This window comes from Nocardia sp. PLKS1-43, from assembly GCF_059510335.1.
Window position 1 is genome coordinate 190527 of sequence record NZ_JCAJZQ010000004.1, and the last position, 13973, is coordinate 204499.

General features: G+C 68.8%; 10 protein-coding genes, 1 pseudogene and 1 riboswitch. Of the genes and pseudogenes, 7 read left to right on the forward strand and 4 right to left on the reverse strand.

Translation table 11 applies throughout. From position 1 onward, the window contains the following. Positions 1 to 74: 74 nt before the first annotated feature. Positions 75 to 1118 carry an Lrp/AsnC family transcriptional regulator gene (locus AC5WS7_RS16420; protein ID WP_495955358.1) on the reverse strand — a complete coding sequence of 348 codons (1044 nt, stop codon included), beginning with the start codon at positions 1116 to 1118 and terminating at the stop codon, positions 75 to 77. A gap of 157 nt (positions 1119 to 1275) precedes the next feature. Here AC5WS7_RS16420 and AC5WS7_RS16425 point away from each other — a divergent pair, with 157 nt between their 5' ends. From AC5WS7_RS16425 to AC5WS7_RS16450, 6 genes and pseudogenes are all read left to right on the forward strand, one after another. Beyond that, positions 1276 to 2007, forward strand: a complete 732-nt coding sequence (locus tag AC5WS7_RS16425; protein ID WP_495955359.1) for an MmgE/PrpD family protein — start codon at positions 1276 to 1278, stop codon at positions 2005 to 2007. Further along, entirely contained in the window at positions 2004 to 2891 is an 888-nt protein-coding gene (locus tag AC5WS7_RS16430; RefSeq protein WP_495955360.1) for an isocitrate lyase/PEP mutase family protein, read from the forward strand. The genes AC5WS7_RS16425 and AC5WS7_RS16430 overlap by 4 nt, the downstream gene beginning before the upstream one ends. Continuing rightward, entirely contained in the window at positions 2882 to 4129 is a 1248-nt protein-coding gene (locus tag AC5WS7_RS16435) for a 3-isopropylmalate dehydratase large subunit (protein ID WP_495955361.1), read from the forward strand. The genes AC5WS7_RS16430 and AC5WS7_RS16435 overlap by 10 nt, the downstream gene beginning before the upstream one ends. Beyond that, positions 4126 to 4692 (forward strand): LeuD/DmdB family oxidoreductase small subunit, encoded by a 567-nt coding sequence (locus AC5WS7_RS16440; protein ID WP_495955362.1) that lies wholly within the window; start codon positions 4126 to 4128, stop codon positions 4690 to 4692. Before AC5WS7_RS16435 ends, AC5WS7_RS16440 begins: the two co-directional genes overlap by 4 nt. 69 nt (positions 4693 to 4761) lie before the next feature. Further along, positions 4762 to 6161: pseudogene (gene sthA / locus AC5WS7_RS16445) on the forward strand (Si-specific NAD(P)(+) transhydrogenase). A gap of 64 nt (positions 6162 to 6225) precedes the next feature. Then, positions 6226 to 6522 (forward strand): hypothetical protein, encoded by a 297-nt coding sequence (locus AC5WS7_RS16450; RefSeq protein WP_495955363.1) that lies wholly within the window; start codon positions 6226 to 6228, stop codon positions 6520 to 6522. 100 nt (positions 6523 to 6622) lie between these two features. Here the strand turns inward: AC5WS7_RS16450 and metE are convergent, their stop codons facing one another. Further along, positions 6623 to 8893 (reverse strand): 5-methyltetrahydropteroyltriglutamate--homocysteine S-methyltransferase, encoded by a 2271-nt coding sequence (metE, locus tag AC5WS7_RS16455; protein WP_495955364.1) that lies wholly within the window; start codon positions 8891 to 8893, stop codon positions 6623 to 6625. A 132-nt stretch (positions 8894 to 9025) separates the two neighbouring features. Continuing rightward, positions 9026 to 9255, reverse strand: a riboswitch (cobalamin riboswitch). A gap of 499 nt (positions 9256 to 9754) precedes the next feature. Here metE and AC5WS7_RS16460 point away from each other — a divergent pair. Next, positions 9755 to 10273 carry a sigma-70 family RNA polymerase sigma factor gene (locus AC5WS7_RS16460; protein ID WP_495955365.1) on the forward strand — a complete coding sequence of 173 codons (519 nt, stop codon included), beginning with the start codon at positions 9755 to 9757 and terminating at the stop codon, positions 10271 to 10273. Positions 10274 to 10316: 43 nt separating this feature from the next. Here the strand turns inward: AC5WS7_RS16460 and efeB are convergent, their stop codons facing one another. Both efeB and efeU read right to left on the reverse strand, forming a co-directional pair. Continuing rightward, positions 10317 to 11552 carry an iron uptake transporter deferrochelatase/peroxidase subunit gene (gene efeB / locus AC5WS7_RS16465; RefSeq protein ID WP_495955366.1) on the reverse strand — a complete coding sequence of 412 codons (1236 nt, stop codon included), beginning with the start codon at positions 11550 to 11552 and terminating at the stop codon, positions 10317 to 10319. Positions 11553 to 11599: 47 nt separating this feature from the next. Continuing rightward, positions 11600 to 13684: an iron uptake transporter permease EfeU gene (gene efeU / locus AC5WS7_RS16470; protein WP_495955367.1), complete on the reverse strand. Its 2085-nt coding sequence runs from the start codon at positions 13682 to 13684 to the stop codon at positions 11600 to 11602. Positions 13685 to 13973 lie beyond the last annotated feature (289 nt).

Here is a 13973-nt window from a genome sequence, read left to right on the forward strand (position 1 = left end):
TTTCCGGCATTCGCCCTCTCACCTGGGCGATGGTTCCGAGGCCGGAACTCGCGCACCGCGCTGTCGCGGCGCGGTCACCACGACGCCCACGGATCCACCGGGACGAGCCCGGCGGCACGGCCGCGTTCGTCCAGCAGACGACCCCAGGACTTGACCGCGCTCAGTACGAGCCGATGGTCGAGGACCTCGGCCTCGGGGGTGCCGGACCGGATGCGGTCGAACAGGCCGGTGAGGTCGCCGGTGTGATGGACCTGCGCCATGACCAGCAGGTTCGCCGGGCCGGTGGTGGCCGCGCAGATGCGGGTCTGCGGCCATCGCCCGATCTGCGCGCCGACCTCGGCCAGAGCGTGGTGCGGCACCGAGATCCGCAGCGCGTATTCGGTCGGCCAGCCGCCCTCGGACCGGGTGAAATCGGTGCGGAAGCCGAGTACGCCGCGTCGCACGAGCGCATCCAGACGCCGTCGTATCTGCTGTTCGGCCATGCCCAGCTGGGCTGCGAGATCGCGGTACCGGGCGCGCCCGTCCTGCTGCAGGGCCAGGAACAGCGCGCGATCCTCGGGGTCGAGCGTCCGATCGCGGAAGGCGGGTCGCCTGCCGGCCGCGGGTGGGCGATCGCCGGGGTCGTCGGTCACCGACCGTTGCTGGGCGGGATCGATCGCTCCGAGCCGCCAGCGGGTGCCGCTGTACCACTCCAGGCATACGTGGCTCTGCGCGGTGGCGATTCCCGGAATGCCGGTGAGTCGTTCGAGCAGCAGTCGGCTCAGCGACGTCACGGTCTCGGTGATCACCAAGGCTTGCAGGTCGAATGCGCCGTCGGTGGCGTAGACGCTCATCACCTGCGGGACGGCCGCCAGTGCGCGGGCGACCTCGAGGGCGCGTCCGGGCCGGGCGCGAACCTCGAGCGATGCCCCGGCCAGGGCGAGGTGCGGGCCCGGCACCGAGGCCACCCAGGCGCGCCCGGATTCGGCGAGGCGCTGCCAGCGCCGGGCCGCGGTGACCGCGGAAATTCCCAGCGCGGGCCCGAGCCGTTCGAAACTGGCCCGGGGATTGGCGTGCAGGGCATCGAGCAGTTGAATGTCGGTCTCGTCGAACGCGCGCGAGAGCGGTTCCGGCGGCATGGTTCCTTCCCGGGAGGCGTCGCTACGGGTGCGGTGAGATTACGAATTCCTGCGTGCAACCACGTCGATTCGTTGAATTCTCACGATCACAGTCCATTATCGCGCTGTTTCCGGCGATCCAGCGGAGCGGCATCGCGCCGGGCGTTCACTGGGACGCATGACGGAAACGACGACATCGGGCGTAACCGTTCCGCTGGTCCGCTGGGTCGACCAACTGACCCCCGAGCAGATCCCCGAGGCGGTGCGCTCCCGGGCCCGGCATCTGCTGCTCGACGGCGTGGCCTGCGGACTGGCCGGCGCGCAACTGCCGTGGTCCCGGGTCGCCACCCGCGTGGTGCTGGACCTGGAAGGCGCCGGCGACGCGGCGGTGATCGGCACCGGCGCGACCACCAGCGCGCCCGCGGCGGTACTGCTCAACAGCACGTTCATGCAGGGTTTCGAACTCGACGACTTCCATCCGCTGGCTCCGCTGCACAGCAATTCGCTCGTGCTGCCGGTGCTGCCGGCAACGGCTCACCACCTCGGCGGCGTATCCGGACGTGACGCGCTGACGGCGGCGATCGCGGGTTTCGAGGTCGGCCCGCGCGTGGGCGCGGCATTGCACGGCACGCAGATGCTCTCGCGCGGCTGGCACAGCGGACCCGTCTTCGGAAGCACACCGCCGCGGCGGATCACCGAACCGCACGGCGGTCCCTCGGACCCGGTCACCGGCGCCGAACTGGTCGCGAAATACCGCTCCCTGGCCGGTCCGCTGATGCCCGCCGGCCGGCTCGACGCGATCCAGCGGGCCGTGCTGGGCATCGACGAGTTGGCCGATATCCGCGAGCTGACCGAATTGCCGGCCGCGCCCGTGGCCGGTGCGTTGGATGGAAAGGAAGGTGGGCGATGACGGCCCACGAAGCCCGGCGCAGGCTCCGCACCGCGCTCGATTCCGGTGAGTTCATCACCGCCCCAGGCATTTTCGATGGGATCTCGGCCTCGCTCGCCGCGCGTACCGGATTCCCCGCGGCCTATCTGACCGGCGCGGGTGTGGCTGCGTCGGGATTCGGGTTGCCCGATATCGGGCTGGTCACCCAGACCGAGATGACCGAGCGCGCCCGGATGATGACCCGCGTACTCGGTGACATCCCGCTGATCGCCGACGCCGACACCGGATACGGCGCGACACTCAACGTGATTCGCACCGTGCTCGAATACGAGGCAGCCGGGGTCGCCGCGATTCAGCTCGAGGACCAGGCTTTTCCCAAGAAATGCGGTCATCTGCCCGACAAGGAGCTCATCGACGCCGACGAGTTCGTCATCCGGCTGACCGCCGCGCTCGAGGCCTGCACCGACCCGGGCACGGTGCTCATCGCGCGGACCGACGCGCGGGGACCACTGGGGCTGGACGCCGCGATCGATCGCGCCAACGCGTATGCGGCCGCGGGCGCGGACGTGATCTTCGTGGAGGCGCCGCACAGCGTCGAGGAGATCGAGCGCATCAGCAAGGAGGTCTCCGCACCGCTGTTGATCAATCTGGTGATCGGCGGCCTGACGCCGATCGAATCCGCCACGCGCCTGCGCGAACTCGGGTACGCGATCGCCATCCACCCCTCGCTGCCGCTGGCCGCGGCCGCCTACGCCATGCTCACCGGTCTCGGCGAGCTGGCCGGCCGCGAGGTGGCCGACCTGCTGCCGTCCGGCCCCGCAGGCTTCTTCGAACTCGTCGGGCTGGCCGAATGGTCCGAGCTGGGCGAGCGCTACCGCACGGGAGGACCACACCGATGGGCATGACCATGATCGAGAACCTGCTCGCGCGCAAGGGCGGCGTCGAGCGGGTCCGGCCCGGTGACATCGTCACCGTCGAGGTCGACATGTGCGTCCTGATCGATTTGCAATTCGCCACGCAGTGGATGAGCCCGAACCGGATCCACGACCCGGACAAGGTCGCGGTCGTCATGGACCACGCGGTTCCCGCCCCCACCCTGAAGGACGCCGCGGGCGGGCCTCGGGCGCGAAAGTTCGTCGCGGACTTCGGGATCGAGAAGTTCTACGATGTCGGACGGCACGGCATCTGCCATCAGGTGATCGCCGAGAACGGGCTCGCCCGGCCCGGAGAAGTCCTGGCCTGCACCGACTCGCACACCTGCGCGGGCGGCGCGTACAACACCGCCGCGCGCGGTCTGGGCCCGGCGGAGGTCTATTCGATCATGTGCACCGGTTCGACGTGGTACCAGATCGCGCCGACCGTGCGTTACGAACTGATCGGCGCGCTGCCGCCCGAAATCAGCGGCAAGGACGTATTTCTCGCGCTGGCCGCCACCTACGGCGACGCCACGAATCAGAACCTCGAATTCGCCGGACCTGGCCTGGCGACCGTACCGCTCAATGACCGCCGGACCATCGCCACCCAGGCCGCCGAAATCTCCGCCGACTTCGCCACTTTCGCGGCCGACGAGGTCCTCGCGGACTTCCTGGCCGAGCGCGGCGTGCGTGACTACGAACCCGCAGTGGCCGATCCGGACGCCGAGTACGCGCAGGTGCGCACGATCGATCTCGGCGCGCTCGAACCGTACGTCGCGCGGCCGGGAACGGTGAGCCGCAACGGAATTCCGGTCTCCCGGATCGAAGAACGCCGAATCGACCAGGCGTTCATCGGTTCCTGCGCCAACGGGCAGCTCGAGGATCTGCGCATCGCGGCGGAGATCCTGCGCGGCCGCAGCGTCGCGGCGGGCGTACGGCTGCTGGTCACCCCGGCCTCACAGCAGGTCTACCGCGATGCCCTGCGCCTGGGTTACCTGCAGGACATCGCCGATTCCGGTGCGGTGGTGACGAATTCGACCTGCGGCGCGTGCTTCGGATATCACATGGGCGTCCTCGGACCCGGCGAGGTCTGCCTGACCTCGAGTACCCGCAACTTCACCGGCCGCATGGGCAGTACCGAGGCCGAGATCTACATGGCATCCCCGGCCACGGTCGCCGCCTCGGCGATCACCGGCCGGATCACCGACCCCCGGAGTGTGACCCGATGACCGCGCGATCGACCATCATCTCCGGCCGAGTCTGGGTGTTCGGCGACTCGATCGACACCGATGCGATGTATCCGGCGTTCGCGATGAAAATGGATGTCCCAGAGGCCGCCCGGCATGTGTTCCACCAGCTGCGGCCGGGGTGGACCGATCAGGTGCGGCCCGGTGACATCGTCGTCGCGGGAAGGAATTTCGGCGTCGGATCCTCCCGCCCGGTCGCCACCCTGTTCCGCACGCTCGGTGTCGCCGCGTTGCTGGCCGAGGATTTCAACTCGCTGTTCTTCCGCAACGCGGTCAATGCCGGACTGCCCGCGCTCACCGTTCCGGGCGCGCGCGGCGTCTTTCGCGACGGCGACCAGGTCACCGTCGACATCGCCACCGGCGACTATCGCAACGACACCACGGCGGCCACCGGTCATACCACGCCGCTACCCTGGCTGATCCTGGAGATCCTGGCCAGTGGCGGCGTGCTCGCCCGGCTGGCCGAGCGGGGATATCTGCCGATCGAACTGCTGGATGTGCTGCGTTCGGGGGCGGTGCCCGTGGAGGGCGGGTCGGGGGCGTAGCGCCCCGCCGATCGATGTCGACTCCGATTGCGCCTGTGGATTTCATCTTTCGCTGTCAGACTGGGCCGCATGTACGACTACGACGTTCTGGTTCTCGGATCGGGTCCCGGCGGTCAGAAGGCGGCGATCGCCACCGCGAAACTGGGTAGACGAGCCGCCGTGGTGGAACGGCGGGACATGATCGGCGGGGTGTGCATCAACACCGGCACGATCCCGTCCAAAACCTTGCGCGAGGCGGTGCTGTACCTGACCGGCCTGAGTCAGCGTGAGATGTACGGGCAGAGCTATCGGGTGAAGGAGGACATCACCGTCACCGATCTGCTCTCCCGTGCCCAGCACGTCATCGGCCGCGAGGTCGATGTGATCCGGAATCAGTTGTCCCGCAACCACGTCACGATGCTGCCGGGAATGGGGTCGTTCCTGGACGCGCATACGATCGAGGTGATGGACGGCACCGGCCGGGAGACCCGGGTCACCGCCGAGAACATCGTCATCGCCACCGGAACCCAGCCCGCGCGTCCGGAATCGGTGGACTTCGACGGGAAGACCATCATCGATTCGGACGGAATCCTGCAGCTCGAACGGGTGCCGCAGTCGATGATCGTGGTGGGGGCGGGCGTCATCGGGTCGAGTACGCCTCCATGTTCGCCGCGCTGGGATGCAAAGTGACGGTGGTGGAGTCGCGCGAGCGGATGCTGGACTTCTGCGATATCGAGGTGGTCGAGGCACTGAAATACCATCTGCGCGATCTCGCGGTGACCTTCCGCTTCCGCGAGACGGTCGCCGCGGTCGAGCGGCATCCGCGCGGCGCGATCGCGATCATGGAGAGCGGCAAGCGAATTCCCGCCGAGGTCGTGATGTATTCGGCCGGGCGGCAGGGCATGACCGAGACCCTGCGCCTGGAGAAGGCCGGTCTGAGCGCGGACAAGCGCGGCCGCGTTTCGGTGGACGAGTACTTCCGCACCGAGGCGCCGAACATCTACGCGGTCGGCGACGTCATCGGCTTCCCGGCGCTGGCCGCGACCTCCATGGAGCAGGGCCGTCTGGCCGCGCATCACGCCTGCGGCGAACCCGTGCAGGCGTTGTCCGCACTGCAGCCGATCGGCATCTACACCATTCCGGAGATCAGTTTCATCGGCCGGACCGAGGATCAGTTGACCGCCGACCGCAAACCGTACGAGGTCGGCGTCTCGCGCTACCGGGAACTGGCCCGCGGCCAGATCATCGGCGACTCCTACGGCGTGCTGAAACTCCTGGTCTGCAGCGAAACCCGCGAACTGCTCGGCGTCCACGTATTCGGCACCGGCGCAACCGAACTCGTCCACATCGGCCAGGCCGTCATGGGCTGCGGCGGCACCGTCGACTACCTGGTCGACGCCGTCTTCAACTACCCCACCCTCGCCGAGTCCTACAAGGTCGCCGCCCTCGACGCCATGAACAAGATCCGCCAGATCGAACACATGGACTGAGCGTTCGTGCGCTTCGGTGTTGCGACCAGGTTCCGGCATCGGCGCGAACGCTAGGTCGGCGGGCATGGGCGAGGCCGTCGACCGGTCGTCCCGCGTACTACGATCCGTCGTGGACATGGCGATGTACCTGGATATGCCCGAGGACATCGCCCGCACCGTGGAGATCTACTACTGGATCGTGCGGATGGTTCAGGACGATGGCCCGGCGGCATCGATCGAGATGCTGCGCCTCACCGCGGATGGCACCTACGTTCGAGAGAACATGTCGCTGCGTGCCCGCGGGGATGTCGCGGTCGTCGATGTGGTCGATCCGCTCGACGTGACCGTCAGTTGGAACCAGCTGGATATGGGACTGGACTGAAACCACTCGGAAGTGTCCGCCGCGAGGAGATTCGGGCCGGTCGCCGAAGATGAATCGAACCGTGCGCCGGCCGGTGCCGGGGGCACCGGCCGGCGGTGGGTCATGCCTGGCGCAGGTTCGCGGCGGCGGCAACCATGTTGCGGAGCGCGGCGATGACCTCGTCGCGGGCGCGGGTTTTCAGGCCGCAGTCGGGGTTGACCCAGAGGCGTTGGGCGGGAACGGCTTTGAGGGCCCGGGTCAGGGATTCGGTGATCTCCTCCGAGGTGGGGACGCGGGGGGAGTGGATATCGTAGACGCCGGGGCCCACGCCGAGGTCGAAGCCCGCGGCGTTGAGGTCGTCCAGGACTTCCATATGTGAGCGGGCGGCCTCGACGGAGGTGACGTCGGCGTCGAGTTCGGCTATGGCACCGATGATTTCGCCGAATTCCGAATAGCACAGGTGGGTGTGCACCTGGGTGGCATCGGCCACGCCGGAGGTCGCCAGACGGAACGCGGCCACCGCCCACGCGAGGTATTCGGCCTGATCGGCCCGGCGCAGCGGGAGCAACTCGCGCAGGGCGGGCTCGTCGACCTGGATGATCGCGGTGCCCGCGGCCTCCAGATCGATCGTCTCGTCCCGGATGGCCAGGGCGATCTGCCGCGCGGTGTCGGATTCCGGTTGATCGTCGCGCACGAACGACCAGGCCAGGATGGTTACCGGGCCGGTCAGCATGCCCTTGACCGGTTTACCGGTCAGGGACTGCGCGTACGAGATCCACTCGACGGTCATCGCCGCGGGCCGCGCGACATCGCCGTAGATGATCGGCGGACGTACGCAGCGGGTGCCGTAGGACTGCACCCAGCCATTGGACGTCGCGGCGAACCCGTCCAGTTGCTCGGCGAAATACTGCACCATGTCGTTGCGTTCGGGCTCGCCGTGCACCAGTACGTCCAGGCCGATTTCCTCTTGCAGCGCAACGACTTCGGCGATCTCCGCGCGCATCCGGGCGGCGTACTCGGCCGCGTCGATCGCCCCGCGGCGCAGCTGCGCGCGGGCCTGCCGGATCCGGCCGGTCTGCGGATACGAGCCGATCGTGGTGGTCGGCAACTCCGGCAGACCCAGCCGGGCCTGCTGGAGTTCGCGGCGCTGATCGGCCGGGGCGCGCCGGGTGCCGGTGGAGTCGAGCCCGGCCAGCCGGGTGCGGACCCGCTCGACGTGCAGGCGCGGGTCGCTACGGCGATCCCGCAACGCCGTGCGGGCGACCTCGAGCTGTTCGGCCACCGCGCCGGGTCCCTCGTGCAGGGCGGTCGCCAGCGTGACGATCTCCGCGACCTTCTCCGCACCGAACGCCAGCCACGACGCCAGTCGCGGCTCCAGACCGCTCTCCGGCTCGAGCGAATACGGCACGTGCAGCAGCGAACACGAACTCGACACCGCTACCTTCGCGCCACCCTCGGAAAGCCACGCGAGCGTGGCCAGAGCCGCGTCCGGGTCGGTGCGCCAGACATTGCGTCCGTCGACCACACCGGCCACGATCAGAATCTCGGTCAGCGTGCGTGCCACCGGCAGGTCGGCATCCCCACCGGCGACCAGATCCACCGCGATCGCGTCCACGCCGGTGCGCGCCAGCGCCCGCAATGCTTCGCCGAGACGGCCGAAATATCCGGCGACCAGGATCTTCGGTCGCGAGGACGTCCCGGCCAGACGCCGGTACACCGTATCGATGGCGGCCGATTCGGCCGGGGTGAGGTCGGTGACCAGCGACGGCTCGTCCACCTGAACCCAGTCCGCGCCCGCCTCGGCGAACAACCCGAGCAGCCGCTCGTAGAGCGGAAGCAGATCCGCCAGCCTGTTGAGCGGGTCGGTGCCGTCGATCGCCTTGGCCAACTTCAGGAACGTGATCGGGCCGAGCACGACCGGACGGGCCGGGATCCCCAGCGCCCGCGCCTCGCGCAGTTCGGCCAGCGGCTTGTCCGGATGCAGTGAGAATCGCGTCGCCGCACCGATTTCCGGCACCAGATAGTGGTAGTTGGTGTCGAACCACTTGGTCATCTCCAGCGGGGCGACGGTGTCGGTGCCGCGCGCCGCCGCGAAATACCGGTCCAACTCGTCCTCGATGCCCTGAACGCGTTCGGGCAGCGCGCCCAGCAGTACCGCGGTGTCCAGGACGTGGTCGTAGTAGGAGAAGGTGCCCACGGGCACCGAATCCAGCCCGGCCGCGTGCAGTGCGGTCAGTTGCGCGGTGCGCAGGTCGGCAGCGACGCGATGCAGTTCGGCGGCGTCGACGCGCCCGGCCCAGTAGGCTTCGACGGCCCGCTTGAGCTCCCGGTTCGGGCCGATGCGCGGCGCGCCCAGCACCGTCGCGGTGAATGTGGTGTTCGTATCAGGCACGGTTGTGCTCCTGTTCGACAGTGGACGACCGCCACCCGTCGAACGTGCGCTGATGGAGCCCTCACAGCATGACACCGTGCCCGGTTCCACTCGGCGCACGCCCTCTCCGCGGGGCGACGGCCGCCGGATACGGCGTATCCGGCACAGACGGCAGGTCTTCGGACTCACGGGCGCCGATTCTCCTGAATCGACCGCGGCAGACAGTGCTGCCCGGCTGGTCCTACCGGCCGTCGCTTCCCAGGTCGTGACCCAGTGCTCGGGACGGCGGTCGTTCCCGTTCACCGCTGCGGGACAGTCCCGGATTCCCACCGGGTTCCCTCTCACCCGGGCCGGGGCACGAAACCGTCGGCGGCCGGGCTTCGACGCCGGAGGGTGAGTTCGGGGCTCCTCAGCTTCACCACGGCGAACCAGCTGCACGCTCCAGCATACGATGTCGGCGCCCGCGGACGTGCGGCTCGGTCGGCACACACGGATCGCGGCCGTCGCGGCCGCCGGACATCTGCGCGCGGCATATCGCTCGTCCTCGCCTGCCGATGATCGTGCGAGTGAAACGGGCGTGGGCGGGTAGAGCCCGGACAGTACCGAGATGCGACCCGGGCTCCAGCTTCGACAAGAGGTGTTGCGGCGCAAGCCTTTCAAGTCCGATCGGCCGTGAAGCCATGCGGCCGGTATTGCGAATACCCGATTCGTTCCGATGCTGTTCGGAGGATTGCTGTGGTGCGAGCGTTATGAGAACAGAGAATCCGCCCTCCGGTTCGCGAGCGCGAACCATCGACGAGTCCGTCCTCGAACCGGTCCCCGGCGCCGCCCGGCCGGAAACAGGACATCGAGCGGCGTCGCCTGGCCGAACTGCTACACGCCGTGAGCGGCGGCGACCGTGCGGCGTTCACGGCGTTGTACCGGCAGACCAGCCATCGAGCGTTCGGGCACGCGCTGCGGTTACTGCACAACCGCGCGCTGGCCGAGGAGATCGCCCAGGAGGTGTACCTGCAGGTGTGGCTGCACGCAGGACGCTACGACGAACGGCTCTCCACCCCGTTGAACTGGCTCAGGACGCTGACCCATCGCCGCTCGGTCGACCGGATCCGCGCCGAGTCCTCCGGCATCGGCCGCGACGCGGATTTCGGCAGGCTCAATCGTCCCCAAGACCACGACGCGGTCGCCGAAACGGTCGAGCAGACGATGGACGAACGGGCGGTGGTGCACGGTTTGCGCGAGCTGACGCCGTTGCAGCGCGAGACTATCGTGCTCGCCTACTACGGCGGACTCAGCTACCCAGAGGTTGCCGAGCGGCTGAGAAAACCGCTGGCCACGGTGAAATCCCGCATCCGTGACGGCCTGCGGAATCCGGCGGTCCGCCTCGCGGACGAAACGTGCTGAGCGGCACCGGTTTCGGGCCGTTCCCAGGCGCGCACGGGTGTGGTCAGGCGAGCATCCCGTGGCCGTACCAGTCGTTCTTGTCCGCGACGCCCGGCAGCGCGAAGAAGTAGCCGCCACCGAACGGCTGCACGTAGTCGGTCAGCGGTTCGTCGATCAGGCGGGTCTGGATGGCCTCGAACTGGCGTTTCACATCCTGCTGATAGCAGGAGAAGATGTGGCCCGTCGCGAGGTTGCCGTTCGGGTCCACGCCGAGGTCGTAGTTGTAGGACCGGCGGATCAACTGCTGGCGCGCGGTGTCGGGGGTGCGCGGATTGGCAAGGCGGATATGCGAATCCAACGGGATGACCGAACCCTTGGGGTCCGCGGCGTAGTTCGGGGTGTCGAACTCCTGGTTGCCGTCCAGCGGAGCGCCCGAATCGCGGCGGCGGCCGAACATGTTCTCCTGTTCGGTGATCGAGACGCGGTCCCAGAACTCCACCAGCATGCGGATCAGCCGCACCACGTGGTAGGTGCCCCCGCGGGTCCAGGCAGGTTCGTCCGCGGCGTCGGTCCAGATCAGCGATTCGGCGTCCGAACCGGTCGGATTGGCGGTGCCGTCCTTGAATCCCAGCAGGTTTCGGCCGGTGCCGGACGGGCGCGGCGGGGAGTTGTAGCCCTCGATCTTCCAGCGCAACTGGAGCGCGCCGCGCGTGTGCCGGGTGATGTCGCGGATCGTGTGGTGGACCGTATCGGGATGATTCGCGCACAGCTGCACCAGCAGATCGCCGTGCGTCCACGCCGGTTCGGGGGCGTCGTTGGGGAAGGTGCGCATCGGGGTCAGCTTGGCGGGCTTGAGTTTCGCCAGCCCGAACCGGTCGTCGAACAGGCTCGCGCCGACGCCGGTGGTGACGGTCAGGCCGTCGGCGGGGATGTCGGCGCCCAGCACCGCACTGTCCGAAGGTGGTTGTCCCACACCGAGATCCGGGGCGGCGCCGCCTGCGGTCAGGAAGCGCGCACGGCCGGTGAGCGTCTTGAACAGATCGACCAACTCGGCCTTGTTCGCGACGGTGACGTCGAATGCGGCGAAACAGGCGGCGTTCTGCTTGCTCGCGGGGCCCGGGGTCAGAATTCCGGCCTGATGAGCGCCGTGGAACGGATACGACGACGCCATCGCGCTCTGCCCGGTGCCGGCCGCGGCGGCGTCCACGCGGGCGCCCTCGGCGAGCACTCCGGCGGTCAGCGCGGTCCCGGCCGCACCCGCGACAGCGCCCGAGAAGAATCGGCGGCGACTGACATCCATCGTGAGGTCCTACTTACTGTGTCGGGGTTGAGGTCTGGGGCCGGAGTTCAGTGCGCGAGTGGAACTTCGAGCAATCGCGGCACCCGGGCGAGGTCTTCCAGCGCGGCGCCGAGCGCGGAGCGTACGGCCTGCTGCTGCGCCTGCGGAGTCTGCGCGGGCGCACGCCACCGGCCGTTGTCCTGGGTGGCCAGCAGGGCGGCGTGCAGGGTGTCCAGGTGGGCGGTCAACTCGGTGCGCAGGCCGGGGGCGCGGGCATCCAGCAGCGGGCCGAGTTCGTCGAGCACCGTGCGGGTGACGTCGATATCGGCGTCGGTCAGCGGATAGGCCGCGCCGGACCCCTGATCGTCGATGCCGGACAGGTGATCGCGCAGCGCGTCCTCGAGGATCTCGTGCGCGCGGATCGGCAGTTTCGTCGGATCGCCCGCGAGATCGTCGCTGCTCAGATTCTTCTGGATGGCGGCGATATCGCCGCCGAGCCGGCCGATCACCGGCATCAGCTGATCGGGGCCCTGACCGTGCCACAGGCCGTACTCGATCCGGTGCAGGCCGGTGAAACCCTCGTCGGCGGGGCCGCCGGGCAGGCCGTTGGGCAACCCGTCCACAGCCGTCCCCGCATCGCCGAAGCTGTTGTAGGACGCGCCGACACGTTCCCATTCCATCTGCGCGGTGAGCCAATCGGCTTGCGCGGCAGCGATGTTGCCGGCCTGCACATCGTTGCCGATCGCGGTGACCGCGCCCGCGAGCCTGCTCAATGCCTGATCGGTATAAGCCTGGTAGGCGTCGTTGGCCGGGGCCAGGTCCTGCGCGGCGACCGGCTGGATCGCGGGCGGAGTAGTGCCGGACGCGCCGCTGACGTGCACCGTCGGCGAGGTGGTCCTGGGCTTGCCGGACATCAGGCAGGTGATGGTGTAGCTGCCGTTGCCCAGCGTCGCGGTCATATCCGCGGTGGTGGCCGGGCCGATGGTCTCGATCTCGCCGACGATCGCGCCGCCCGCGTCGAGCAGGTTGATCTCGCCCGCCTTGCTCGTCTTGTTCTGGATCGCGAAGGTCTGCGTGCCGGACTTGCCGGACTTCCACTCGGGTGCGCACGAGCCGTCGCTGATCGACACCGCCTGGACCGAGCCGTTGCTGCTGGAGGGCAGCAGTGCGATCGCGATGCCCGCGGCCACGACCGGGACCAGGACCAGTGCGGCGGCGACGAGCGGCAGGCGTGGTCCGGCCACCCGCTCCCACCAGTCGGGGGCGGGCTCGGCGTCCTGCGTGGCCGAAGCGGTTGCGGCGGTTGCGGTCTCGGCGGCAGCTGCCGCGGCCGGGCGGCCGGCCCGCACGAACAGCGGGATCACCACCGCCAGATACACCACCCACGCGACGACCTGCAGCACCCGCATCTTGGGCGTGAGTTCGGTGATGCCGGAGATGACCGCGACCCACCACGAGTTCGGGTCCGCGTGCGCGCTGATATCGAAGGCGATCCAGTTCCCGCCGGGCAGCCATCCCGCGTCCTGCAGATCGCCCAGACCGTATGCGAGCACACCGGCCGCGATGACGATCAGCAGCACCGCGGTCCGGTTGAAGAACACCCCGAGGTTGAACCGCACGCTCTGCCGGTACAGCAGCCAGCACAGTGCGACGGCGATGATCAGGCCGAGCGCCGCGCCGATCAGCGGTGCCACCGTGGCGCCGGACGCCTTGACGGCGGTCCAGACGAACAGCGTGGTCTCCAGCCCCTCACGGCCTACCGCGAGGAATCCGGTCAGCGCCAGCGCGCCCGCGCCCAGGGCGGCGGCGCGCACGACCTCGCCGCGCAGCTGTTTGGACAGCGTCGCCGCCGTGCGCCGCATCCAGAAGATCATCGCGGTCACCATGATCACGGCGAGCACGCTCAGGACGCCGCCGACCGCTTGCTGCGCCGAACTGGACAGCACGCTGGTCGAGTAGGTCAGCACGGCCGCGAAACTGCCCGCCACCGAGATCGCGCCGAGCAGGCCGAGCCAGATCGGTGCGGTGGAGACCGGACGCTCGGCGGTTGCCGCCTTGCGCACCGCGGCCAGGAGGATGGTCACGACGAGACCGGCCTCGAGACCTTCCCGAAGGCAGATCAGCAGGTTCGGTACAGCCTCAGCCCAGTTCACCCTGCCAAAGGTAAGGCATACCTATATGCCAGGTCCAATCATTCGTCACCGAATTTGCGAATTGCCTGATCGCCGAGGCGGAGAAGTCTGTGCAGCGGACTCTTACGGCAGGGTATCCGGCGGCTCGCCGAACGCGATGCCTCCGGCAGCCGATCACGTGCGAATGTCGGGTCGGACTCGCCGGGTGTGCGTGTGGCTGATCTCGTGTGGGGGACTCGTCGGGTGTGCGCGGGGCTGATCCCGTGTGGGGGACTTGTCGGGTGTGCGTGTGGCTGATCCCGTGTGGGGG